Source organism: Lentzea flava, assembly GCF_014648475.1.
Lineage (GTDB): Bacteria > Actinomycetota > Actinomycetes > Mycobacteriales > Pseudonocardiaceae > Lentzea > Lentzea flava.
The window spans coordinates 117672-141288 of the sequence record NZ_BMRE01000001.1 but is presented as its reverse complement, the minus strand read 5'-3'; the positions used below and the strand labels follow the sequence as shown (position 1 = coordinate 141288).

Genomic DNA, 23617 nt, shown 5'->3' with positions numbered 1-23617 from the left:
TCGGATGGGTCCCCTGCGGAGCACACATGTCGTCGCCAACGGCCGAAGACGCGTCCTGGGCCGCGTGCTGCTGATCGTCGCGCTGGCCAGCGCCCTGCTGCTGGCGCTGATGTTCGTGATCGACCTGGGCGGGGCGCAGTACGCGCTGGTCTTCGCCGCCTTCCCCCTGCTGATCGCCGGCCCGGCCGCGGTGGTGCTGCTGCGCAAGGCGGGCAAGCCCGAGGTGATCGAGCTCTACGAGGACGGTCTCGCGCACGAGTTCGGCGGCGTGCGCCGGGAGTGGACGTGGGACCAGGTCACGGCCGTCGACGTCGCCGAACGCGGCACCTACTCCTACACCGGCTCGGACATCGACTGCACGATCCGCTTCGACGACGGGGCGCTGCTGCACTTCACCGGCCTCACCCAGGACAGCCGCGTGATCGTCGCCGCGCTGGGCACCCACTGCGCCGCCGCGGCCCGTGAACCGGTGCGCAAGCAGGTCAAGGGGCGTGCCGTCGCGGTGCTGGGGTCGATCACGCTCGTCGGCGGAGGTGTCGCCGCGTGGGCCATGTCGGCGGTTCCCGGCACACCGGACGGCGGTGACCAGTTCGGGCTGGCGATGCTCGCCGTCGCGTGCGTGGTGCCCGCGGTGATCAGCCTGATTCTGCTGATCGCCGTTCTGGTGACGGGCCGGCGTTAGGCACGGTCGCGGAGAACACGCCGATCCCGAGCGCGTACGGGTCGTCCAGCCCGACGGTCTCGAGCGTCTCCACCGGCAACGCCAGCAGCGAGATCGCCACCCCGAGGAAGTAGGCGTCGAGCAGCCCGGTGTCGCGCACGGTCGAGGGCAGCCCGGCCGCCTGCTGCAACGCCGCACCGGCCTCGGCGTTGGCCACCACCATCCCCGACAGGGCCGCGCGCACCCCGGGACGGCGCACGGCCTCCAGGTACAGCTCGACCATCGCGAGCATCTGGGTCGGGTCGTCGGCCACCGCGCGGCGCAGCAGCGCCGGGTAGAGCTCGGCCACGTCGGAGGCGCTGATGTCGGCCGGGGTGGTCTCGCGCAGGCGGTCGACGGCGGCGCGGTGCAACGCGGTCATGCGCGCCGCCGCGGCCTCGAGGATCGACTCGCGGGTCGGGAAGTAGTTCTTGGTGGTGCCGATGGGGACGCCGGCCTCGCGGTCGATCGCGCGGTGGGTCAGTCCCCGGCCGCCTTCCACCGCGAGGATCTGGATCGCGGTGTCGCACAGAAGATCACGACGGCTCACGGTCCGGGACACTAGCAAGATCACCACGGGTGTGGTGAATCGGGGCGAACGTGCTGGTCCCGGCGGTCGCGATGATCACCCCGCGTTCGACGACCAGGAACAGGCCGCAGACACAGCGGACGTAGGACACGAAGCGGTGGGCGGAGACGGCGGACGAGCAGGGCCAGCGGCAGGCGGGGCAGGTGGCGATCATGCACCCCAGCCTGATGTCATGGTCTAGTGCATTTCAACCCTTACGGCGGGGCGGCGGCCGAGCTCGCCGCGAAGCTGGTCAACGCGGACCCCGCCACACCCGTGCTCGACGTGCTGAAAGCCTCCGACTACAAGCCGCTGGGCTCGCTGGACGCCCGTCAGGAACGTGACGTACGAGACTGGATCGAGCGGCTGCGGCAGGTCTTCCGCGCACCGGCCGTCGACCTGCTCAACGAACTGCTGGCCGAATCGTCGACCACGCACTACATCTCCACCCACGACGGCCGCGCGCCGCACCTGCACTACGCGCGCGAGGACGCCCCAACCGACGTGCGGGTCAAGGCCTACACGGCGGCGGGCATGGCCGCGTTGTTCTGCGAGGACGCCGGGCGCATCGGCTGGTGCGACCGCGACGGCTGCGACACGGTGTTCGTCGACACCAGCCGGAACGGGCGACGCCGGTTCTGCTCCACCAAGTGCGCCAACCGCGTCGCCGTGGCGAATCACCGCAGCCGTCAGTCGGCGTGAACGCGGTGCCCGAACCGGGTGTTCTCGAACGACGTCTCGCCGCCGAACGCGGCGTCCACGAAGTCCTCGCGGCCGCGGAACCACGTGCCGGCGAACGACGCCGCGCCGGCGAACCAGGCCCGCCGGAACAGCGCCCGCCCGCCGAACCGCACGTGCGAGCAGTCCACGTCCGAGCCGAACCGGGCACCGGTGAAATCCGCGCGCCCGGACAACCGGGTGCCGCGCAGCGTCACCGCGCCGGCGGCGTGGACGCCGGAGAACTCGCCGTTGCCGCACACCGTCGCCCCGCGCAGCCCGAGCCCGCGGGCGAACACCGACTGCGTGAACACGACGTGCCGCCCGAAGAACGCGCCGTTCAGGTCGAGGTCGCCGAGAAACGTGGCCTGGTCGAAGCGGGCGTCGCCGAGGAACCGGGTGCCGTCGAACCGGGCACGGCCCACCCGGCACTGCGACAGGTCGAAGCCGACGAGCGTGGTGTGCCGCAGGTCGATCTCGCTGTCCAGCCAGAAACCGGGTCCCGGCCGCAGGTGCGCGGTCAGGCTGGCCTGCAGGACCATCCGCCACCGCTGGTCGATCTCGGTGCCCGGCCACGGCAGCTCCCGCAGCGCCCCGCACAGCACGTCCAGCGCCGGCTGCCGGTGCTCCACCGCCCGTGCGCCGTACTCGGCCCAGTCACGCAGACCGCCCAGGCGCACGTCGGCGTCGCGGGCCAGCAGCCGGGAGCGGATGTCCTGCAACGGTGTTCGTGCTGGGCGAGACGGGAGCACCTCGACGTCGTGGTGGAAGGTCAGCCTGGTCAGCCAGCGCGAGAGAGACACCATGCACTCGATGATGTGACCTGGGCCATTCCATCAGACAGTGGCGGAGTTCAACGCGGCACCCATTGACCTGTCAGCCGGTCACGTTGTTGAGCTTGCGCGGGTAGTACCCGTCGGTGCCGCTCAGGCCGTACTTCAGGACGCGGTACGTGGTGCCGTAGACGTCGCGCTGCTCGTAGGCCCAGTACGCGCTCTTGTACGGGTCGGCCCACTTCTCGAAGATCACGACGTGCCGGGTGGTGCCGGTGCCGACCGGGTCGACGACGATGTCGCCCCACCGCATGTCCTTGGCCGCGACCGCGGTCGAGTAGGTGTCGTACAGCTCGACGGTGCGCTGGCCGGGCGCGCCGATCTTGGCGGCCATCGAGACGTAGCCGGAGCAGTCCTGCCGGTAGCCCTCCGCGCCCCAGTAGCTGGTCTGGCTGTACGGCACGGGCCCGCCGTTGTTGGCCGTCAGCCACGTCTTGGCGCGCGCGATCATGTCGGCGCGGCTGATCGTCGCGGCCTGGGCAGGCAACGCCGAGACCAGGGTCGTGCTCATGGCAACGAGGACGGTGGCCGCCATCGCGAGAACTCTCATGCGCGGAACTCCCATTCCGTAGATCACCTGTCGGCGCTTAGGGTCGGTTCATGGAGCTGACACAGCTGTGGTTCGCCGGGGTCGCGCGGCAGGCGCACGCCGTGCGGTCCGGTGAGGTGACCGCCCGTGACCTGGTCGCCGGGCACCTGGCGCGCATCGAGCGCGTCGATCCGCAGCTCAACGCGTTCCGCGCGGTGTTCGCCGAGCAGGCCCTCGCGGAAGCCGAGGCCGCGGACGAACGGAAGTCGCGCGGCGAGGACTTGCCCCTGCTGGGGGTGCCGATCGCGGTCAAGGAGGACATCGCGATCGCGGGTCTGCCGACGACGAAGGGCACCAACGCCGCCCGCACGCCGGAACCGGCGGACTCCGCGATCGTCGCCCGTCTGCGCAAGGCGGGAGCGGTGATCATCGGCCGCACCCGGATGCCCGAGCTGGGGCTGTGGCCCTACACCGAGAGCGGCTGGGCGGGGCCGACGCGCAACCCGTGGTCGCCGACGCACTCCCCCGGCGGCTCCAGCGGAGGGTCGGCCGCGGCGGTCGCGGCCGGGCTCGCGGCGGCGGCCATCGGCACCGACGGCGCCGGGTCGATCCGCATCCCGTCCGCCGTGACGGGACTGTTCGGGCTCAAGCCCCAGCGCGGCCGCGTCTCGCTCGCACCCGACCGCGAGGTGTGGGGAGGCCTCGTCGTCGCGGGGCCGATCACCCGCACGGTGCTGGACTGGGCGCTGGTCGCCGACCAGATCCACGGCGCGGCACCCGGTGACCTGCACGTCGCGCACCCGCCGCGGACCAGCTTCAGCGAGGCGGCCACGACCGATCCGGGCACGCTGCGGATCGGGGTGTCGCTGCGGCCGTGGGGGCCGGGCATCCCGATCGCCGACGAGGTCCGCGACGCCGTGCAGGACACCGCCGCGCTGCTCACCGACCTCGGCCACGACGTCGTGCGCATCGACCCGCCGCTGCGCGACCTGGTCGCCTCGACCCAGTTCGCCGTGCGGTACCTGCACAACGCCCACCTGGCGCGCGCCGGCATGGAGTTCCCCGACCTCGTCGAGCCCCGCACCCGCGCGGTCGCCGAGCTGGGCCGGCGCCTGCCGCGCGGGCTGGTCCGCTGGGCCCGCAAGGACGACGCGGCGCTCACCGCGTACGCGAACCGGATCTTCGGCTCGGTCGACGTGCTGCTCACCCCGGCACTGACCCGGCCGCCGATCCGCGTCGGCGAGTGGGACCACCGCAACGTCGTCGCGGCGCTGCTGGCCGCCTCGCACTACACGACGTTCCTGCAGATCTGGAACGTCGTGGGCAACCCGGCCGCCGTCGTGCCCGCGGGCCGCACGTCCTCCGGCCTGCCGCTCGCGGTGCAGCTGGTGGGCCGCCGCCACGACGAGTGCACGCTGCTGTCGGTGTCCGCCCAGCTGGAGCGTGCTCGGCCGTGGGCGGACCGGACCCCCTCCGGCCTCGGTCATGCGAACTAGGATAGTACGAGGACGGACTATCCGAACCGGAAATGGTCAGAGTCCTCGTCGGGACAACTCGTCGAGCAGTTGACGGTCCGCGACGTGCCGGGACTTGATGTGCTCCAGGTAGTCGGCGAACGCGTCGGGCTGCAGGCCGCGTAGTTGTTCGAGCCATTCGACGACGAGGTCCTGCTCCTCGATGCCGCGCCGGGCGAGCTCGACCTCGACGATGCGCCGGTAGACCTCGATCGCGAGCCGGCTGCCGTCCTGCACGAGGTGGTTCACGAGCTCCGCCCGCACCGGCGGCCACTCGTCGGTGTGCACGACCAGCGCCCGGATCTTGAGGTAGACGTCGAGGTTGGGCCGGGCGAAGAACGCCTCCTTGCACACCTGCACCGCCCGCTGCGGACTGCCCCGCCGCAGGTGCTCCTCCACGGCCAGGTCGATCAGCCGCAGCGCGGCACCCCGCCCGCCGACCGCGTGCAGGCCGCGTTCGACCCATTCCAGCGCCTCGTCGCCCCGGCCGTTGTCCCGCAGCACGGTCGCGACCTGCAGGTAGTGCCAGCCCGACGACAGGTCCTTCGACAGCACCAGCAGCTGCAAATCGACGTCGTCGGTGTACTCGGCGAGCTCCTCCATCACCCGCAGCAACGCCCAGCGAGCCCGGTCGTAGCGGCCGGTCTCACCGAATCCGATCACCGGCAGCGGCTCGAACAACGCCACCGCGCGCTCCCGGTAGTGGCTCAGCCCCTCCTCGTCGAGCGCGTCGGCGTAGGCGGCGAGGCTCACGTCGGGCGCGTCGGGGTGCTGCAGCTGCAGGTCGAGCAGCCAGTCGGCGAGCCGGACCGGGTCGGGCCTGGTCTGGGCGCACGCGCGGGCGTGGGTGCCCAGCACGCGGTGGGCGAGCTCGGCGAGCTCGACCCGGTGTCTTCGGGTGCTCGCCACTCCGTCGGCCAGCTGGGTGACGATCTGCTCGATCAGCCCGACCAGCTCCGGGCCGGGGTCGGTGACCAGCAACGACTGCAGCTCCACCGACACGCCCGTGAGGGCCTGCCAGCGGGCCGGCCAGTCCGCGTCCTCGCCGTCGGCCTCGAGCAACGCGGAGGCGACTGTGGCGGGCAGCGAGGTCATCACAACATCATTCCCGCGTCGCCCGGTCGAGTGCTACAGATGTCGCCCTAACGGATTTAAGGTTGACCCCGCGTGGTCAGACGCCTACAGCTCGGCGAGTTTCCGCGTCAGCACGGCACGTTCGCGTTCGTTGCCGCACAAGCGAATGGCCTGCTCCAGCTCGGTGCGCGCCTCGTCCAGACGGCCCAGGCGGCGCAGCAGCTCGCCGCGCACTCCGGGTAGCTGGTGCGAGCCTTTGAACGCGTCGGTCGCGGCCAGGTCGTCGACGATCGGCAGCGCCTCGGCGGGCCCCTTCGCCATCGACACGGCGACCGCGCGGTTGAGGTCCACGACCGGGGACGGGGCGAGCCGGCCGAGGGCCTCGTAGAGGGCGACGATGCGGTTCCAGTTGGTCTCCTCGACCGACGGCGCCAGCGCGTGGCACTCGGCGATCGCGGCCTGCAGCCCGTAGTAACCGTAGCCGCGGCCCGCCTCGGCGGCCTTGGCCAGCGCCGCGCGGCCGCGGGCGATCGCGGAACGGTCCCAGCGGCGGCGGTCCTGGTCCTCCAGCAGCACGGTCTCGCCGTCGGGGCCGCGGCGGGCCGGGAACCGGGCGGCGGTCAGCTCGAGCAGCGCGAGCAGGCTGTGGCACTCGGGTTCGCCCGGCATCAGCCGCGACAGGATCCTGGCCAGGCGCTGGGCCTCCCCGGCGAGGTCCAGACGCATGACCTCGTCACCGGAGCTGGCCGACGAGCCCTCGGTGAAGATCAGGTAGATCACGCTGAGCACCTGCGCCAGGCGCGCGGGGCGTTCGCCGGCGGGCGGCACCTCGAACGGCACGTTCGCCGCACCCAGGGTCTTCTTCGCCCTGGTGATGCGGGCCTGCACGGTCGCGGTCGGCACCAGGAACGCCCGCGCGATCTCGTCGCTGGTCAGACCGCCGATCACGCGCAACGTCAGCGCCACCCCCGCCTCGCGCGACAGCACCGGGTGACACGAGGTGAAGATCAGCGCGAGGGTGTCGTCGTCGATCTGGTCCGGGTCCCACAGCACGTCGTCGGGCGCGGGTGCGGGGTCGACGGCACCGGTGAGCGCGCCGCCCTCGGCCAGGTTGCGGGCGAGGGCGGCGTACTTCTCGTCACGGGTGCTGCGGCGGCGGAACGCGTCGATCGCGCGGCGCCGGCCGACCGTGAGCAACCACCCGGCCGGGTTGTTCGGCACGCCTTCACGCGGCCAGGTCACCAGCGCCTCGGCCAGTGCTTCCTGGGCGAGGTCCTCGGCCAGCGCGAAGTCGCCGGTGTAGCGGGTCAGCGCACCGATGATCCGCGCGGACTCGATGCGCCACACCGCGGCGACGGCCTTGCGGCCGGTGGGGTCGCTCATGGGTCAGATCAAATCAGAGCTGGTTGTTCGCCTCGCGCCACGCCCGCTCCTTCTTGATCCACTCGTTGTCCTGCGGGAACTCGTCGATCGTGGGGACGCGGCGGATCTCGGTCTTGAAGCCGGGGCCGGTGAGCGGGGAGCGCTTGGCCCACTCGATCGCCTCCTCCTTGGAGGCGACGTTGATCAGGTAGAAGCCGTTGAACAGTTCCTTGGTCTCACCGTAGGGGCCGTCGGTGACGACCGGCGGCTCGCTGGAGAAGTCCACGACCACGCCTTCCTCGGCGGGCGCGAGGCCCTCGGCGGCGACGAGCACACCGGCCTCGATCATCGACTCGTTGAAGCGGCCCACGGTCTCCAGCATCTGGTCGAAGTCGATGTCGCCGAGCTTCTCCCACGCGTCGTCGGAGGTCTGGCGCCAGATGAGCATGAACTTCATGGTGGTTCCTCCCAGTGGTGGTGCACGTTCGTCGGGGACCCTATGCATCCGGAGGTCGGATGAGGAGCACGTTGGATCGACACGGTGGCTGAAGATTTTTGACGGATTGCGGTTCGAGCTGGTCACACACGTGAGCGGCCCGCCCGAGGGTGCCGGGCGGGCCGCTCGTGTCGTGCGGGGCTCAGGCCTCGTCGTCGGGCTGGTGCAGGGAGCGAGGCTGCTCCGCCTCGAGCTCCGGCACGGGCGCGGCGGTACCGACCGACCGCGGCGGGGTGCTCAGCGGCCCGGGCACCTCCTTGCGCGCCACGGCTTCCGCGGCGGCGACGGCCTCGGCGACCTTCGGGTCCGGCGCGGTGTCGAACCAGTCGGCGACCGACGGGTCGTCCTCCTCCGGCTTGACGCGCTCACCGGTGTCGGCGGGCGGTTCGTAGCGGAACACGCCGTCGTCGCCGGGCGCGCCGAGCATGCGGGCGAACCCTTCCAGGGCCTTGCCGTAGTCGGACGGGATCATCCACACCTTGTTCGCGTCGCCTTGGGCCATCTGCGGCAACGTCTGCAGGTACTGGTAGGCCAGCACCTCCGGCGTCGGGCGGCCGTCCTTGATGGCGGCGAAGACCTTCTCGATGGCCTTGGCCTGGCCCTGCGCCTGCAGGTAGCGGGCGGCACGTTCACCCTGCGCGCGCAGGATCGCGGACTGCCGCTCGGCCTCCGCGGCGAGGATCGCCGCCTGCTTGGCGCCCTCGGCGGCGAGGATCTGCGACTGCTTCTGCCCCTCCGCGGTCTTGATCGACGACTCCCGCTGGCCCTCTGCGGTGAGGATCATGGCGCGCTTCTCGCGGTCGGCGCGCATCTGCTTCTCCATCGAGTCCTGAATGGACGGTGGCGGGTCGATGGACTTCAGCTCGACGCGGGCGACGCGCAGGCCCCACCGGCCGGTCGCCTCGTCGAGGACACCGCGCAGCTGGCCGTTGATGTGGTCGCGGGAGGTGAGGGTCTCCTCCAGGCTCATGCCACCGACGAGGTTGCGCAGCGTCGTGATCGTCAGCTGCTCGACACCGACGATGTAGTTGGAGATCTCGTACACCGCACTGCGCGGGTCGGTGACCTGGAAGTACACGACCGTGTCGATGGACACCGTCAGGTTGTCCTGCGTGATCACCGGCTGCGGCGGGAACGACACGACCTGCTCGCGCAGGTCGATGCGGGCCCGCACCTTGTCGATGAACGGCACGATGATGTTCAGGCCGGGCGCCGCGGTGGTGCGGAAGCGGCCGAGGCGTTCGATGACGGCGGCCTGCGCCTGCGGGATGACCAGCACCGACTTCACGGCGACGGTCAGCACGAAGATCGCGATGACGGCCACGACCACAGCGGTGATCGGGTCCAACTCGGTTCACATCCTTCTGGGTCACACAGCCGCGATGACCACGGCGGTCGCACCCGAGATCTCGACAACGGTGACGGCTTCGCCTGCTTCGATCACGGACCCGTCGAGGGTGCGCGCGCTCCAGGTGTCGCCGCCGATCTTGACCTGCCCGCCGTTCTCGTCGACCGCGGTCAACGCGACGGCCCTGCTGCCGAGCAGCGCCTCGTGGTGCATCTTGATCCCCGAGCCGAGCTGCAGCCGCCTCTTGAGCACCGGCCGGGCACCGACGATCAGACCGAGCGACGTCGCGGCGAAGACGAGCACGCTCACCAGGTCGGCGGCGCCCAGTGCGGACACACCCGCCGCGGCCAGAGCGGCGGCGCCGAGCATGACCAGCACGAAGTCACCGGAGAGAACCTCGGCGACGACGAGCAGTATCCCGACGATCAGCCAGATCAGCGCGGCCATGCGCCCATACATACACCACCGGGCAGCACGCGGCGCCGAGATTCACCGTGCTGGGCCCCCGACCGTGACGAAATCGATCAACCGCTCGACCGCGCCGAGCAGATCGGACTCGATGTCGCGGTAGCTGCCGACGGCGCCGAGCACGCGCTGCCAGCCCTCCCAGGTCTCGCCCCAGCCCAGCGCCGCGCAGACGCCTTCCTTCCACGGGACGTTCATGGGGACGACCGGCCAGGCCTCGATCCGCACGGCCTGCGGCTTCACGGCCTGCCAGATGTCGACGTAGGGGTGGCCGGTGACCAGGACGTTGGCGTCGTGGATCTGCTCGACGATGCGCTGTTCCTTGGAGCCCGCGACGAGGTGGTCGACCAGCACGCCCAGGCGGCGGTGCGGCGCGGTGCCGAACTCGGCGATGCGGGCGGGCAGGTCGTCGACACCGTCGAGCGGTTCCACGACGATGCCCTCGACGCGCAGGTCGTGACCCCAGACGCGTTCGACGAGCTCGGCGTCGTGCTTGCCCTCGACCCAGATGCGGCTGGCCTTGGCGGTCTGCGCGCGCAGGCCTTCGACCCGCACGGAACCGGACGCGCTGATGCGGGGCTTGTGCTGTTGCGGCGCGGGTTTGACGAGGGTGACGGGCCGGCCGTCGAGCAGGAACCCGGCGGGGGTGAGCGGGAACAGGCGGTGGCGGCCGTGGCGGTCCTCCAGGACGACCTGACCGTGCTCGAACCTCACGACGGCACCGCAGAAGCCGCTGGCGGGGTCCTCGACGACGAGGCCGGGTTCGGCCGGGATCTCGGGGACCTTCTTGCGCTTCGGGGTGGACAGGACGTCGCGGCCGTAGTCGTGAGATCGCACGACCCGCAACCCTAGCCGTTGTGATCGACGAGAGGGCGTGGACGTGCGGGGTCCCCGCTTCTAGCTGTAGAACGGTTTGAAGGCGGTGAGCCACTCGTGGACGCGGTCCAGGTCCACGTCGGCGCCGTGCAGGTCGTGGCCGTCGTGCACGAAGTCCATCCAGTCGAACGCCGGGTCGCCGACGTGGGCGCGCGGGTCGATGGCTTTCGGGCCGTGCGGGCCCTGCAGGACGTTGCCGGGGTGCATGTCGCCGTGCAGCAGCACCTGGGTGACGTCGTCCTCGGCCAGTTTGCGGGCGCGGTGGTGTTCGGTGGCGTAGTAGGTGCCGGTGCGGCGGGTCAGCAGGGTTTCGAAGAGGAAGTCGACGCGGGCCCTGAGCGGCGGGAAGCCCGCCGGCTTCGCGGCGTGCAGTTCCGGCAGCACTCGCGCGGGCTCGTCGGCGGGGGTGCCGGGCTCGATCCTCTCCAGCAGCAGGGCGCCGCGGGCGAGGTCGGTGTCGAGCACGTCGACCATCGCGGGCGTGTCGGCCCAGGCGGTGAGGGCGCGGGCTTCGAGGGCGGCGACGTCGAGGTCCGGCGTCAGCTTCAGCACGGCGTCGGTGCACAGGAAGGTGGCGCCGGTGCCGCCGGGCACATGGCCCACGACGGTGAGGCCCCAGCGGGCGGTCAGGGTGTCGATCAGGCCGGGCAGTGCGTCGATCCACCGCGTCACGTCGTGGCCGAAACGTCTGATGAGCCGGGATCTGGCGTCCTCGTCGATCACCTGGTTCAGGCTAGCGAGTCCGCCGCGGCCTGGCGGCGGAACTGGTAGTCGGCCAGGGCCGGGCGCCACCGGCCGTTGAGGTCGAAGCAGGTGGAGAGCAGTGTCAGGTCCGCGCCGGTGCCGGCCACGGCGACCTTGCCGTCGATCACCCACCGGTTGACCGGCAACAGCGGCACGGGCCAGCCGACCACGACGAGCCGGTCGCACACCAGGCGCTGCAGGCGGCCGCCGTCGTTGTCGACGATCACCGCGGGTGTGTCGAGGTCGAAGTCGCGGACGATCGCGCGCGGGTAGCGCCGCACCCCGATCCCGGCGAGCGCGTCGGCTCCGGGGCCGATGAAGTCCACCGGCCCGAATCTGCGGGCCAGGCACGCGGCGGCTCTCGCGCCGAGATCGGCCGCGCCGACCACGACGATCCGTTCTCTTTGCGCCATGGTCTCCCGCATTCACAAATCAGATGTTTCCGCAGGTCAGGACCCCCTTCACGACGATAGGGCCCGGTGATCCGCGCGTCAAACGCATCTCAATTGGGATCAATAGGTCACCGTGATCGCGCGCTGCGGCCCGTGGACCCTGATCGCGCCCCGCTCACCGCACCGCGGCTTGGCGGGTAGATCAACGACATGGTCACCGAGCCTGGTAACGCCGAGTGGGCAGGCCGCGACCTAGGGATACCAGGCGTCGAACAACGTGCTCGAGGGGCGACCGGTGGCCGAGTCAGACCGCGCAGTCAACGTCCTGGTGCTGGCCGGGTCGGACCTCGAGTTCGACGCGGTGAGGCAGCAACTCGACCACGTGCAGACGGGTACGTCCGACCGTCCGCTGACAGCCGTGGGAACGATCCGGGGCACGACCGTTGAGGTCGCGCTCGGCCTTGGCCTTTCAGAGGAAGTGCTGGTGGCCATCGCGGACCTCCGTCCGAAGGCGATCCTGGTCGCGAGGCTTGGTGAGGCACTGAGCTACGAGGTCGCTGTCGACGACGTCGTGGTGGCCACCCGGCTCGACCACTACCTGGGACAGGACTCGCAGGTGTTCGGCAACGAGGTGATGACCTGGCTGCCCGACAGCACGCTGCAGGCCCGCGCGTTCGGGTTGGCGCGGGCCGGCTGGCGGGGAGCGAACCCGGAGGCCCCCTGCGACCTCCACTTCGGGCCGGTTGCAGTCGTGCGCGACGCGACAACGCTGACGCGGCCGGTGACGTTCGACTTCCGCGATGCCGTCGTGATTGACAGCGCACGGCCCGCTCTGGACGCGCCGACGCTCGACATCTACGGCGTCACAGGCCACGCCAACATCGGTGTGGACGTTTCGAGTACAACGGGGCCGTCTTCCGCGCTCAGCAACCTGGTCGCTTTCGCCTTGGCCCTGGCTGTCCAGCTCGACGCGGACGCCGAGGACGTGGTGCGGCGGCTGCGCACCAGGGGCCACGGCGACCGGGTCGCACGCACGGACCTGCTGGCGCGGGAGGCGTTCGTCGAGTCGCTGGCCGAACTGCTCGCGTACGCGGCTCCCGCAGACAGCGACGAGGACCTCGCGGGCCCGACCGTGATCGCCATCGAAGGTGCGTGGGGCGCGGGCAAGAGCACGCTCATGGACATGACGCGGGCGCGGCTCGACGCGATCGGGCCCCCGTCACGCCGGCGCAGACCCTGGAGCGACGTGTTGAAGCGCTGGCGGCGGAGGAAGCTGCGGGCGTGGGACGCCGACCTGACGTTGAGCGGCTGGTTCGCCCGGTCGAAGCCGCGCAAGGACGTCGCGGCTCCTCGGGTGCTGACGGCGATGTTCAACCCGTGGTCGTACCAGACGGGCGAGCACGTGTGGGCCGGGCTCAACGAGTGCATCGTGAGCACGGGTGCGCCGGTGATCGCCGGGCACGCCGGGTCGTCGTTGCAGCGGTTCTGGTTCACCCACAACATCGAGCGGCTGGACCGGCGACACGTGCAGCGGACGCTGCGCAAGCGGCTCATCTCGCCGTTGTTGCGGTTGGGAGTGTTCGCGTTGCCGGTGCCGTTGCTGGCCCAGCTGCTGAAGTCACCCGACCCGTACACCGTCATCGGGTACCAGGTCGCACCGGTCGACCTGGCGTTGTGGATCACCGGTGTCCTGCTGGGCGCCGGTCTGCTGCACACCGCTGTGCGTTATGTGGCGAGGGCTGCCGACACGCTGCTGCCCGCCGAGCTGTTCGGCCCGCTCACCGGGTACACCGCCGGTGCGGGAACGGATGATCCGCTGCGCGATCCGCACCGCCGCGCCAGAACAGGTCCGTTGCACAGCGCCCAGCAGGACGTGCAGGAGCTGATCCGGGAGCTGGGTGACTCCGGTTCGCAGCTGGTGGTGTTCATCGACGACCTGGACCGGTGTTCGCCGCGCACGACCGCGGACGTGTTCGAGGCGATCAACGGGTTTCTGAGCGCGTCGTTCCCGACGATCAGGTTCGTGCTGGGCATCGACGCGGCGGCCACCGCGGCGCATCTGGACGCGGCCTACTCGGCGCTGGTCGTCGCGGACGCCGGGCGGGACACGGCCGATCCGAGTCCTGGCTGGACGTTTCTGCGCAAGCTGATCCAGCTGCCCCTGCCGTTGCCACGGGTGGTGCGCACGCATGTCGAGCCGTTGCTGACCGGTCTGCTCGGCACGCAGATCACGGCCACGGAGAACAACATCACCGAGGCCACGGCGGCAACGCCAACCGTCAGGCAGCCGGTGATCGAGGTGTCGGACGTCCCGGTGACCGGGGAGATCGAAACGGCGGCAGCGGTGGTGACGCTGGAGCACGACGAGCGGGTGCGGGCGCGGTTCGCGGAGCGGCTGCAGGCCCAGCCGGACCTGTCGGTGCGGGAGGCGAAGCGAATCCTGACGGTGTGGATGTTCTACGTCCGCGTCCTGGACCGGTTGCGGCCGGAGACGGGGGTGGACGGGGTGAGCCGGGCGTGTCACCTGGTGTTGCTGGCGGAGATCGTGGCGCGCTGGCCGGCGGCGCAGCGGTGTCTGCACCGGCGCGTCGACGGCAGGCACGGGTTGCGGGCGCTCACCGACGCGGTGAACGACAACGCTCTGTGGGAGATCGAGGTGCGGCGGTACGGGCTGTCCGGGGATCAGCACCAGTCGTTCCGCACCGGCCTGCGCCGGATCCTGCGCGAGTACGACGGAAGCGAGATCGCGGCGCTGGCCGAACAGCTGACCTAGAAGGCGGGCCAGGGGATGGCGGGCCAGTCGCCGGAGGGCTCGGGGTAGACGCCGGCGGCCAGCAGCTTGTCGGTGCGTTCGCCCACGGCCCTGACCTCGGCGCGGGTGAGGTGGTCGTGCAGGGACTCCCCCAGCGAGCCGTCGAGGGCGGATCTCAGCCGGCGCAGCGACTCCACGACGGGGTCCGGGAGGGGTTCGCGGGCCCAGCCCCACAGGACGGTGCGGAGTTTGGGTTCGGTGTGCAGGCAGATGCCGTGGTCGACGCCGTAGACCGCGCCGTCGACGGCGTGCAGGACGTGGCCGCCTTTGCGGTCGGCGTTGTTGACGACGACGTCGAAGGCGGACATCAGGGCGATGCGCGGGTGGTCGGCGTGGACGAGGACGGCGGGGTCGCCGAAGCGGTCGTGGGCGTGGAAGACGGGGATCCAGCCGGGTTTGACGGCCTCGACGCCGACGATGTCGACGAGCTCGTCCTCTTCGCGGGTGTCGACCCAGAGCTGGACCATGCCGCTGCCGAACGGGCCCGGCCGCAGCACGGTGGGCGGCACGAGGTCGAGTCCGGCGGCCGCGGAGATCAGGTAGGTCGCCACCTCGCGGCCCGCCAGGGTGCCGTCGGGGAAGTCCCACAGGGGGCGTTCGCCGCGCACGGGTTTGTAGACGCACTGGGCCTCGACGCCGTCCAACGTGATCTTGCAGAACAAGGTGGCGTTGGAGGCGTCGACGAGGCGGCCCTCGACCTCGATGCGGCCGTGGTGGAGCAACTCCAGGGCCGCGGCGGTGTCCATCTCAGTCTTCTTCTGTGCGGCGGTAGCCGTTCTGCCGCGGGCAGATGTGGCCGTCCGGGTCGAGCGGTTCGGCGCACAGGGGGCAGGGTTTGCGGCCGGCGTTGACCACGCGGTCGGCGCGCTCGGCGAAGGCGCGGGCCGCGGACGGGCTGAGGAAGACCCGCACGGCGTCGGGGCCTTCCTCGGTGTCGTCGAGCACGACGGCCTCGTCGACCTCCTCCTCGGAGATCGCGAGGAGTTCGATCACGACGGCCTTGGACTCGGCGTCCCAGCCGAGGCCCATGGTGCCGACGCGGAACTCCTCCTCGACGGGCACGTCGAGGGGTTCGGTGTCGAGGTCGTCGGGCGGTGCGTCGTCGGGCACGTCGGTGCCGAAGCGGCGGTGCACCTCCTCGAGCAGCGAGCCGATGCGTTCGGCGAGGACCTGGACCTGCTGCTTCTCCAAGGCGACGCTGATCAGCCTGCTCTGCTCGGAGGCCTGCAGGTAGAAGGTGCGGTCGCCGGGCTGCCCGACGGTTCCTGCGACGAACCGGTCGGGTGCGCGGAATACGTGAATGACGCGAGCCATGGCCCTTACGACCCTAGGCCACGCGGAGATCGTCGGCAGGTCCTCCCCCACCAAACACTCCGCGTATAGGGTCGGGTTGTGGTGAAGATCGCTTCGTACGGGACGTGGACCTCGCCGATCAGCGCCGGCGACACCTCGAAGCCGGGTGGTGGGTTCCAGTGGGCCGACCTGCGTGGTGAGCGGGTGTGGTGGGCGGAGAGCCGTCCGGCTGAGGGCGGCAGAGTGGCGCTGGTGCGCGACGGCGTGGACGTGCTGCCCGCTCCATGGAACGCCCGCAACCGGGTGCACGAGTACGGCGGCAGGCCGTTCGTGGTGCTGGCCGAGGACAGGGTGGCGTTCACGCACTGGGACGACCAGCGCGTGTACGTGTTCAACCCGGACGATCCGAGGCCGGTGCCGCTGACGCCGGAGCCGCAGCGGCACCACGGGCTGCGCTACGCCGACCTCTCCGCGGGTCCGGACGGCGAGGTGTGGTGTGTGCGGGAGACGATCACCGGTGACGCGCGCACCGACGTGCGCCGCGACCTGGTGGCGATCACCGCCGAGGGCGAGGTGCGGGTGCTGGGCTCCTCGCACCACTTCATGTCCGGCCCGAAGATCAGCCCTGATGGCACGAAGTTCGCGTGGATCGGCTGGAACCACCCGCAGATGCCGTGGGACGGCACCGAGCTGTGCGTGGCCGAGGTCGGCTCGCCGGAGCACCGGGTGCTGTGCGGGTCGGAGACGGAGGCGGTGTGCCAGTTCGAGTGGGAGGGCGACTCGCTGCTGGCGCTGACGGACCCGGACGGCTGGTGGAACCTGTTCCGCGTGGGCCTGGACGGGTCGCGCACGAACCTGGCGCCGTGCGAGGAGGAGCTGGGCGGCCCGATGTGGCGGCTGGGCAACCGCTGGTTCGCGATGCTCGCCCCCGGCCGCTATCTGGTGGTGCGGTCCGGGCACCTGGCGGTGCTGGACGAGCGGTCGGCGACGGTGACCGACGTGGAGACCGATCTGCCGACGTGGGCGCCGGACCTGTCGGTGCGTGACGGTGTGGTGGTCTGCGGTGCGGCGAGCCCGACGTCGGAGTTCGCGGTCGTGCGGCTGGATCTGTCCAACGGTGAGCTGACGTATCTGACCGGTGGCGAGTCGTCGCCGGAGGACGCGTACGTGCCGGTGCCGGTGGAGCGGATGTTCGGCGAGATCCCCGCGTACGTGTATCCGCCGTCGAACCCGGACTTCGCGGCGCCGGAAGGTGAGCTGCCGCCGTACGTGGTGCACGTGCACGGCGGCCCGACGGGGCGGGCGCTGCCGAAGCTGGACACCGACATCGCGTATCTCACCAGCCGCGGCATCGGTGTGGTGGCGGTGAACTACGGCGGCTCGACCGGCTACGGGCGGGCGTTCCGGGAGCGGCTGCGGGAGCAGTGGGGTGTCGTGGACGTGGAGGACTGCGCGTTCGTGGCCCAGCAGCTGGCGAAGGAGGGCACGGCGGATCCGCAGCGCCTGGGCATCCGGGGCGGTTCGGCGGGCGGCTGGACGTCGGCGGCGTCGCTGACCTCGACGGACGTGTACCAGTGCGGGATGGTGGCGTTCCCGATCCTGGATCTGAAGGGCTGGACGTCGGAGGGCGGTGAGACGCACGACTTCGAGTCCCGCTACGTCGAGGGCCTGGTCGGCAAGCTGCCCGAGGCCGAGGACCGCTATCGGGACCGGTCGCCGTCGCTGAAGGCGCGGCAGGTGTCCGGGCCGGTGCTGTTGTTGCAGGGCCTGGAGGACGAGATCTGCCCGCCGGAGCAGGCCGACCGGTTCGCCGCGGATCTGGCGGGGTCGGGGATCCGGCACGCCTACCTGAGGTTCGAGGGTGAGCAGCACGGGTTCCGCAAGGCCGAGAACATCAAGGCGGCGCTGGAGGCGGAGCTGTCGTTCTACGGGCAGGTCTTCGGGTTCACGCCGCCGGGCGTTCCGGTGCTGGAACTGTCCGAGTGAGCTTGCTGTCCGCCGGGGACCGGGTCGCGCTGGTGTCACCGGCGGGCCCGGCCCCGGCAGCCAAGGTCGACGCGGGTGTGGCGGTGCTGCGGTCGTGGGGCCTGCAGGTCACCACACCTGTGGTGGAGCGGTGGTCGTTGCCGTATCTGGCCGGGTCGGACGAGGCGCGGGCGGCGGAGTTCGTGTCGGCGTGGTGCTCGGACGTGGCCGCGGTGGTGTGCGTGCGGGGCGGGTACGGGTGTCTGCGGATAACGGATCTGGTGCCGTGGAAGACGCTGCCGCCTCGGGTGTTCGTGGGGTCGTCGGACGTGACGGTGCTGCACGCGGAGTTGAACGCGGTGGGTCAGGCGACGGTGTTCGGGCCGATGCCGGGCACGTCGGACTTCGTGGACGATCCGGTGGCGCAGCAGCGGCTGCGGGCGTTGTTGTTCGACGGCACGCGGTCGTGGACGGCTGGAACACCTGTGGTGCCGGGGACCGCGCGCGGGGTGCTCACGGGAGGCAACGCGGCGTTGCTCGCGGCGGCGGTGGGCGGGCCGCGGTGGGCGCCGCCGGTCGACGGCGCGATCGCGTTGCTGGAGGACATCGGTGAGGAGCCCTACCGGCTGGACCGGATCCTGACGCAGCTGGTGCGGGCGGGGTGGTTCGAGCCGGTGTCGGGGATCGTGCTGGGGTCGTGGACGGACTGCGGTGACGTGGCGGCGGTGCTGCACGACCGGCTGGCGGGGCTGGGGGTGCCGGTGCTGGGCGAGTTCGGGTTCGGTCACTGCGCCGGGCAGTGGTCGTTGCCGCTGGGGGTGGAGGCGGTGCTGGACGCGTCGGCGGGGACGCTCGCGCTGGTGTGACCGATGGACCGGGTGTTTTCGCCGTGCCTGGTCCGTCTCGCCTCGAACGCCGGCAGGTGGGGCGGCATGGTCAGCGCCCGGCGAGCCCCCCGGCAGCCACGACGGACGAACGTCACGCTGGTTGATCCTGCACGACCGGCACCCGGTTCTCATGTGCCGGACCTCCGGTTCTGCGCGTTCAGGCGCAGCTGGTCGGTGTGCTGCCCGATCTTCGCGATCTGCTCGGCGAGTCCCGGCTGCCCGTCCTGCAACGCGGGCGCGGCTTCGGTCAACGGTCCGAGCAGGCCTGCCGCGTCCTCGTGGCCGAGGGCCTGCTGCACCGCGGGGTGGTGTGGCCCTACCTGCGCGGCGAGCATGCGCAGCACGCTCGCGTTCTCGCGGGCCCAGGCGGCGACGGCCTTGTCGCCGGCGCGCCGGTCGCGTTCGGCCTGGACGCGTTCGTCGCCGGTGCCGGACTCGCCGGTGCGGCGCACGCGCAGGTAGCGCTTCTCGGCGGCCTGCCTGCTCGCGACGCCCAGTGCCGGGGCGAGCTCGGCCCAGCTCGTGCCCAGGGCGCGGGCGGCTTCGATGAGCTGGGGTTCCCAGCCGGACAGTTCGTCGCGGAGCCTGCGCAGCAGCATCAGGGCGGCCAGGACCTGGTTGGCGTCGCCCGGTTCGGCGGCCGTCGCGCGGACGGTTTCGTAGTCGCTCGTCATGTCGTCCTTCCGATGACGCTCGGCTCTTGTCATCGTTCCGACGACATGCTACAACGGTGGTACAGCGCATTGACAGTCCACGAGGGATCACAGGAGGTGTCAGATGTTGATGCGCACTGACCCGTTCCGCGAGCTGGACCGGCTGACCCAGCAGGTGTTCGGTACTCCGGGGACGTGGTCGCGGCCGACGGCGATGCCGATGGACGCCTACCGCGACGGAGACCAGTTCGTCGTGTGCTTCGACCTGCCCGGTGTCACGCCGGACGCCATCGAGCTCGACGTCGAGCGCAACGTCCTCACCGTCAAGGCCGAGCGCCGGCCGGTCGGCAAGGACGTCGAGATGCAGGTGTCCGAGAGGCCCCTGGGCGCGTTCTCGCGCCAGCTGTTCCTCGGTGACACCCTCGACACCGACCACATCGACGCCAAGTACGACGCGGGTGTGCTGACGCTGCGGATTCCGATCGCCGAACGCGCGAAGCCCCGCAAGATCGCGATCAACGCGGGCGAGGACGCGCCCAAGCAGATCGACGCGTGACACGCCTGGCGGGCGGCGGCCGATCGGGTGATGCCAGGTAGGCTTCCGCCCGCCATGAGACCCCAGCCCCAGTGGACGGCGTTAGACGTCTACGCGTCCAACTCCGACCTCTACGCCGATCCCCGACTGGTGGAACGGGTGGACTACCGGCGCCGTTTCAAGCGGCACCGCCCCCGCACGCCGTCCGTCGTCCTCGCCCCGCACGGCGGTGGCATCGAGGTCGGCACGTCGGAACTGTGCCTCGCGATCGCGGGCTACCACCCGTCCACGCGCGTGCCGATCGGCCAGACGCACGACTACTGGATGTTCGAGGGCCTGCGGTCGGTCGCGAACGACGAGCTGCACGTCACCTCGTCCAACTGCGACGACCGCGTGGCCCGTGATCTCGTGTCCGGCGCCTCGCACGCGCTCGGCCTGCACGGCTGCACCGCCGCGGCGGCGGGCCTGGAGGACCACGACCGGGCGGTGCTGGTCGGTGGCCGTGACGCGTTGCTGCGGCTGGAGCTGCTGACGCGGTTGCGGCGGGCCGGGTTCCACACGATCGACGCCGTCGACCACCCGATACTGGGCGGCTACGACCGGTCCAACATCGCGAACCGCACGCGCGGCCGGCAGGGCGGGCAGCTGGAGCTCACCACTCCCCTGCGCTCGGCGATGTTCGCGGAGAACTCGCGGTCGGACCGGCGGCACACGACGACCGAGGTGTTCTGGGACTTCGTGCACGCGTGCCGGGCGGCGCTGGCGGCGCGCGAGGCCCTGAACAACTGACCGGTCGGTTCGATCAGCGCTGTGCGGGGCGGGCCGCGACGTCGGCCCGCCCCGTGGCGCGGTTACAGGTACTTCTTGAGTTCCCGCTTGGCCAGCGACATGCGGTGGACCTCGTCGGGACCGTCGGCGATGCGCAGGGTGCGGGTGGCGGCGAAGAGTTCGGCGAGGGGGAAGTCCTGGCTGACGCCGGCGCCGCCGTGGGCCTGGATGGCCTTGTCGATGACCCATTCGGCCATCAGCGGGGTGCCGATCTTGATGGCCTGGATCTCGGTGTGGGCGCCCTTGTTGCCGACGGTGTCCATCAGCCACGCGGTCTTGAGGACTAGGAGCCTGGCCTGTTCGATGCGGACGCGGGACTCGGCGATCCACTCGTGCACGACGCCCTGGGCGGCGATGGGCTTGCCGAACGCGACGCGGGAGGCGGCGCGGCGGCACATGAGTTCGAGGGCGCGTTCCGCCATGCCGATCAGGCGCATGCAGTGGTGGATGCGGCCGGGGCCGAGGCGGGCCTGGGCGATGGCGAAGCCCTCTCCTTCGCCGGCGATGAGGTTGGACGCGGGGACGCGGACGTCCTTGAACTCAATCTCGGCGTGGCCGCCGTGGGCGTAGTCCTGGTAGCCGAAGACGTGCATGGCGCGTTTGACGGTGATGCCGGGGGTGCCGCGCGGGACGAGGATCTGTGACTGCTGGCGGTGGCGGTCGGCGTCGGGGTCGGGGTCGGTTTTGCCCATCACGATGAAGATGGCGCAGTTGGGGTTCATCGCGCCGGAGGACCACCACTTGCGGCCGTTGATGACGTAGTCGTCGCCGTCGCGTTCGATGCGGGTGGCGATGTTGGTGGCGTCGGAGGAGGCGACGTCGGGTTCGGTCATGCAGAACGCGGAGCGGATCTCGCCGTCGAGCAGGGGCTGGAGCCACTGCTTTTTCTGCTCGTCGGTGCCGAACATCGCCAGCACCTCCATGTTGCCGGTGTCCGGTGCGGCGCAGTTGAGCGCCTCGGGGGCGAGGTGGGGGCTGCGGCCGGTGATCTCGGCCAGCGGCGCGTACTGCAGGTTCGTCAGGCCCGCGCCGTGCTCGCTGTCGGGGAGGAAGAGGTTCCACAGGCCCTGGCGGCGGGCTTCGGTTTTGAGCTCCTCGAGGATCGGCTGGCGTTCCCACGGGTCGGCGGCGTCGTGCAGCTGCTGCTCCAGGACGGCTTCGGCCGGGTAGACGTGCTCGTCCATGAACGCCAGCAGGCGTGCGCGGAGTTCCTCGGTTTTGGCGTCGTAGGCGAAGTCCATGTCAGAGCTCCTTGTGGGCGGCGGCGAGTCCCTGCCGCACGAGGGGGACGGTGAAGGCGCCGAGCTTCTCGAAGCCGGCTCCGACGGTTTTCCCGCTGGCGAAGCGGTAGTGGATGCCTTCGACGATGACGGCGAGCTTGAAGTAGCCGAAGGCGATGTACCAGCCGAGTCCGGAGGTGTCGGTGCCGGTGCGGGCGGTGTAGCGGGCGACGAGCTCGTCGGCGGAGGAGAACCCGGGCATCGACGGGACGCTGCCGGTGATGGGGTCGTTGTCGACGCCGAGGCCCGCCCAGTAGACGTAGAGCAGGCCGAGGTCGGCGAGCGGGTCGCCGAGGGTGGCCATCTCCCAGTCCAGGACGGCGCTGATCTCCAGCGGGTCGCGGGTGACGAGGGCGTTGTCGAGGCGGTAGTCGCCGTGGATGATCGCGGCGCGCGGCGAGACGGGCACGGTGTCGGCGAGTTTGGCGCGCAGGTCGTCGATGCCGGGCAGGTCGCGGCTGCGGGAGGCGTCGAGCTGCTTGCCCCACCGGGCGACCTGGCGGGCGAGGAACCCTTCCGGCCGGCCGAAGTCCTGCAGGTCGACCGACGACGGGTCGACGGAGTGCAGGTCGGCGAGCACGTCGACGAGCCGCTCGGACAGCGTGCGGGCCATGTCGGGGGTGAGCCACGGGCACTGCGACCGCTCGCGCAGCGCGGCGCCGGGCATCTCCTCCATCAGGTAGAACGGCGCGCCGATGACGGAGGTGTCCTCGACGAGCTGGTGGGCGTGCGGCACGGGCACCGAGGTGGGTGCGAGGGCGGAGATGACGCGGAACTCGCGGGCCATGTCGTGCGCGGTCGCGAGGACGTGGCCCAGGGGCGGGCGGCGCAGGACCCAGCGCTGGGTGCCGTCGGTGACGCGGTAGGTGAGGTTGGAACGGCCGCCGGGGAACAGTTCGCCGGTGAGCGGACCTGTGCCCAGGTGTGTGGCGAGTGCCTCCAGGTCGAGGCCGGGCAGATCGGTCACAGGGTCACTCCGAGGGTGGCGAGGTGGGCGCGGGTGGTGTCGGCATTGGTGTGGCGGAAGGCGTGCATGCCGACGGCGTGGGCGGCTTCGACGTTGATCGGCGCGTCGTCGAAGAACACGGCGCGATCGGCGGGGACGCCGATCTGCTCCAGGGTGTGGCGGTAGATGCGCTCGTCGGGTTTGCGCAGGCCGACGCGGCCGCTGATGACGACGGTGTCGAACAGCTCGATCAGCAGGTCCTTCGGGTAGCCCTCGCCCCAGCTGTTGGACAGCAGCGCGGTGTGCAGGCCGGCGGCGCGGGCCTTGCGGACGAGTTCGACCATCGCCGGGTCGGGGCTGGCGCCGCCGAACATGCGCCGCAGCAGCCCGTTCTCGTCGACCTTCGCACCGCTGGTGGTGATCAGCTCGGCGGCCAGCAGCCGTTCGAACTCACGCACGCTCAGCTCGCCGGTCTCCAGGCGGAACACCGGGTTGCCGGGCTGCGCGTCGCGGCTGAGCCATTCGCGCATGATGCGGCCGTAGACGTCGCGGTCGATGGCCTCGGCGTGCAGCCACGCGCCGACGAACTCGGGCACGGAGACCGTCATGACGCCGCCCCAGTCGAAGACGAGCGCGTCGACGAGCGGTTCCGGAAGTGTCGTGTCACCCACGGATCGGAGGGTACCGACCGGTCGGTATGTCGGCAACCGGTGGTCGCGAACATCGACTTTCGGAGGATGGAACAAGTCATCCTTCAGCGCTTTTAACCCATTGCGGGCCTCGATACGTTCGAGCCCGAA

Annotated in this window: 26 protein-coding genes; 8 read left to right on the top strand and 18 right to left on the bottom strand. The window is 71.0% G+C overall.

The window, feature by feature from the left end; translation table 11 throughout:
* The first annotated feature begins 4 nt into the window (after positions 1-4).
* Positions 5-682: a hypothetical protein gene (locus IEZ09_RS00665; RefSeq protein ID WP_189251531.1), complete on the top strand. Its 678-nt coding sequence runs from the start codon at positions 5-7 to the stop codon at positions 680-682.
* On the opposite strand, the gene IEZ09_RS00660 is transcribed toward IEZ09_RS00665, so the two are convergent.
* Positions 636-1250, bottom strand: coding sequence for a TetR/AcrR family transcriptional regulator (locus IEZ09_RS00660; protein WP_229812132.1), 615 nt, complete (start codon positions 1248-1250; stop codon positions 636-638). The genes IEZ09_RS00665 and IEZ09_RS00660 overlap by 47 nt on opposite strands.
* Entirely contained in the window at positions 1237-1443 is a 207-nt protein-coding gene (locus IEZ09_RS00655; RefSeq protein WP_189251530.1) for a hypothetical protein, read from the bottom strand. The genes IEZ09_RS00660 and IEZ09_RS00655 overlap by 14 nt, the downstream gene beginning before the upstream one ends.
* A gap of 26 nt (positions 1444-1469) precedes the next feature.
* On the opposite strand from IEZ09_RS00655, the gene IEZ09_RS00650 reads away from it, so the two are divergent.
* On the top strand, positions 1470-1970 hold the full coding sequence (locus IEZ09_RS00650) for a CGNR zinc finger domain-containing protein (protein WP_189251529.1): 501 nt from the start codon (positions 1470-1472) through the stop codon (positions 1968-1970).
* Here IEZ09_RS00650 and IEZ09_RS00645 read toward each other — a convergent pair.
* Positions 1958-2791 carry a pentapeptide repeat-containing protein gene (locus IEZ09_RS00645; protein WP_189251528.1) on the bottom strand — a complete coding sequence of 278 codons (834 nt, stop codon included), beginning with the start codon at positions 2789-2791 and terminating at the stop codon, positions 1958-1960. The genes IEZ09_RS00650 and IEZ09_RS00645 overlap by 13 nt on opposite strands.
* 70 nt (positions 2792-2861) lie before the next feature.
* Complete coding sequence (locus IEZ09_RS00640) at positions 2862-3368, bottom strand: NlpC/P60 family protein (protein WP_229812131.1); 507 nt, start codon at positions 3366-3368, stop codon at positions 2862-2864.
* A 50-nt stretch (positions 3369-3418) separates the two neighbouring features.
* Between IEZ09_RS00640 and IEZ09_RS00635 the strand changes: the two genes are divergently transcribed.
* On the top strand, positions 3419-4843 hold the full coding sequence (locus tag IEZ09_RS00635; protein WP_189251527.1) for an amidase: 1425 nt from the start codon (positions 3419-3421) through the stop codon (positions 4841-4843).
* Between the two features lie 36 nt (positions 4844-4879).
* On the opposite strand, the gene IEZ09_RS00630 is transcribed toward IEZ09_RS00635, so the two are convergent.
* The 8 genes from IEZ09_RS00630 to IEZ09_RS00595 form a co-directional block, all read right to left on the bottom strand.
* Positions 4880-5956, bottom strand: a complete 1077-nt coding sequence (locus IEZ09_RS00630; RefSeq protein ID WP_189251526.1) for a hypothetical protein — start codon at positions 5954-5956, stop codon at positions 4880-4882.
* Positions 5957-6040: 84 nt separating this feature from the next.
* Positions 6041-7318, bottom strand: coding sequence for an RNA polymerase sigma factor (locus IEZ09_RS00625; protein ID WP_189251525.1), 1278 nt, complete (start codon positions 7316-7318; stop codon positions 6041-6043).
* 13 nt (positions 7319-7331) lie between these two features.
* Entirely contained in the window at positions 7332-7754 is a 423-nt protein-coding gene (locus IEZ09_RS00620) for a YciI family protein (RefSeq protein WP_189251524.1), read from the bottom strand.
* A gap of 181 nt (positions 7755-7935) precedes the next feature.
* Positions 7936-9141, bottom strand: a complete 1206-nt coding sequence (locus tag IEZ09_RS00615) for an SPFH domain-containing protein (RefSeq protein WP_301324600.1) — start codon at positions 9139-9141, stop codon at positions 7936-7938.
* A gap of 21 nt (positions 9142-9162) precedes the next feature.
* Positions 9163-9588 (bottom strand): NfeD family protein, encoded by a 426-nt coding sequence (locus tag IEZ09_RS00610; RefSeq protein WP_189251523.1) that lies wholly within the window; start codon positions 9586-9588, stop codon positions 9163-9165.
* A 42-nt stretch (positions 9589-9630) separates the two neighbouring features.
* A complete protein-coding gene (locus tag IEZ09_RS00605) occupies positions 9631-10443 on the bottom strand; it encodes a DUF3097 domain-containing protein (protein WP_189251522.1) in 813 nt (270 codons plus the stop codon).
* 60 nt (positions 10444-10503) lie between these two features.
* The gene (locus IEZ09_RS00600) at positions 10504-11205 is read right to left on the bottom strand and encodes an aminoglycoside phosphotransferase family protein (protein ID WP_189251521.1); all 702 of its coding nucleotides are present in this window, start codon (positions 11203-11205) and stop codon (positions 10504-10506) included.
* Between the two features lie 5 nt (positions 11206-11210).
* A complete protein-coding gene (locus tag IEZ09_RS00595) occupies positions 11211-11651 on the bottom strand; it encodes a hypothetical protein (RefSeq protein ID WP_189251520.1) in 441 nt (146 codons plus the stop codon).
* A 262-nt stretch (positions 11652-11913) separates the two neighbouring features.
* Here IEZ09_RS00595 and IEZ09_RS00590 point away from each other — a divergent pair, with 262 nt between their 5' ends.
* The gene (locus tag IEZ09_RS00590) at positions 11914-14391 is read left to right on the top strand and encodes a KAP family P-loop NTPase fold protein (protein ID WP_189251519.1); all 2478 of its coding nucleotides are present in this window, start codon (positions 11914-11916) and stop codon (positions 14389-14391) included.
* Here IEZ09_RS00590 and IEZ09_RS00585 read toward each other — a convergent pair.
* Positions 14388-15176, bottom strand: coding sequence for an SCO1664 family protein (locus IEZ09_RS00585; RefSeq protein ID WP_189251518.1), 789 nt, complete (start codon positions 15174-15176; stop codon positions 14388-14390). The genes IEZ09_RS00590 and IEZ09_RS00585 overlap by 4 nt on opposite strands.
* A gap of 1 nt (position 15177) precedes the next feature.
* The gene (locus tag IEZ09_RS00580) at positions 15178-15744 is read right to left on the bottom strand and encodes a DUF3090 domain-containing protein (RefSeq protein ID WP_189251517.1); all 567 of its coding nucleotides are present in this window, start codon (positions 15742-15744) and stop codon (positions 15178-15180) included.
* 78 nt (positions 15745-15822) lie between these two features.
* Here IEZ09_RS00580 and IEZ09_RS00575 point away from each other — a divergent pair, with 78 nt between their 5' ends.
* Both IEZ09_RS00575 and IEZ09_RS00570 read left to right on the top strand, forming a co-directional pair.
* Complete coding sequence (locus IEZ09_RS00575) at positions 15823-17709, top strand: prolyl oligopeptidase family serine peptidase (RefSeq protein WP_189251516.1); 1887 nt, start codon at positions 15823-15825, stop codon at positions 17707-17709.
* The gene (locus tag IEZ09_RS00570) at positions 17706-18554 is read left to right on the top strand and encodes a S66 peptidase family protein (RefSeq protein WP_189251515.1); all 849 of its coding nucleotides are present in this window, start codon (positions 17706-17708) and stop codon (positions 18552-18554) included. Before IEZ09_RS00575 ends, IEZ09_RS00570 begins: the two co-directional genes overlap by 4 nt.
* Positions 18555-18703: 149 nt before the next feature.
* On the opposite strand, the gene IEZ09_RS00565 is transcribed toward IEZ09_RS00570, so the two are convergent.
* The gene (locus IEZ09_RS00565) at positions 18704-19282 is read right to left on the bottom strand and encodes an HSP18 transcriptional regulator (protein ID WP_229812130.1); all 579 of its coding nucleotides are present in this window, start codon (positions 19280-19282) and stop codon (positions 18704-18706) included.
* 70 nt (positions 19283-19352) lie between these two features.
* On the opposite strand from IEZ09_RS00565, the gene IEZ09_RS00560 reads away from it, so the two are divergent.
* Both IEZ09_RS00560 and IEZ09_RS00555 read left to right on the top strand, forming a co-directional pair.
* A complete protein-coding gene (locus IEZ09_RS00560; protein ID WP_189251513.1) occupies positions 19353-19784 on the top strand; it encodes an Hsp20/alpha crystallin family protein in 432 nt (143 codons plus the stop codon).
* Between the two features lie 54 nt (positions 19785-19838).
* Complete coding sequence (locus IEZ09_RS00555; protein WP_229812129.1) at positions 19839-20552, top strand: poly-gamma-glutamate hydrolase family protein; 714 nt, start codon at positions 19839-19841, stop codon at positions 20550-20552.
* 62 nt (positions 20553-20614) lie between these two features.
* Here the strand turns inward: IEZ09_RS00555 and IEZ09_RS00550 are convergent, their stop codons facing one another.
* From IEZ09_RS00550 to IEZ09_RS00540, 3 genes are read right to left on the bottom strand one after another with little or no spacing between them, the layout of a single operon-like run.
* Positions 20615-21832 carry an acyl-CoA dehydrogenase family protein gene (locus tag IEZ09_RS00550; RefSeq protein ID WP_189251511.1) on the bottom strand — a complete coding sequence of 406 codons (1218 nt, stop codon included), beginning with the start codon at positions 21830-21832 and terminating at the stop codon, positions 20615-20617.
* Position 21833: 1 nt separating this feature from the next.
* The gene (locus IEZ09_RS00545) at positions 21834-22838 is read right to left on the bottom strand and encodes a phosphotransferase family protein (RefSeq protein ID WP_189251510.1); all 1005 of its coding nucleotides are present in this window, start codon (positions 22836-22838) and stop codon (positions 21834-21836) included.
* Positions 22835-23488 (bottom strand): HAD family hydrolase, encoded by a 654-nt coding sequence (locus IEZ09_RS00540; protein ID WP_229812128.1) that lies wholly within the window; start codon positions 23486-23488, stop codon positions 22835-22837. The genes IEZ09_RS00545 and IEZ09_RS00540 overlap by 4 nt, the downstream gene beginning before the upstream one ends.
* Positions 23489-23617: the final 129 nt, after the last annotated feature.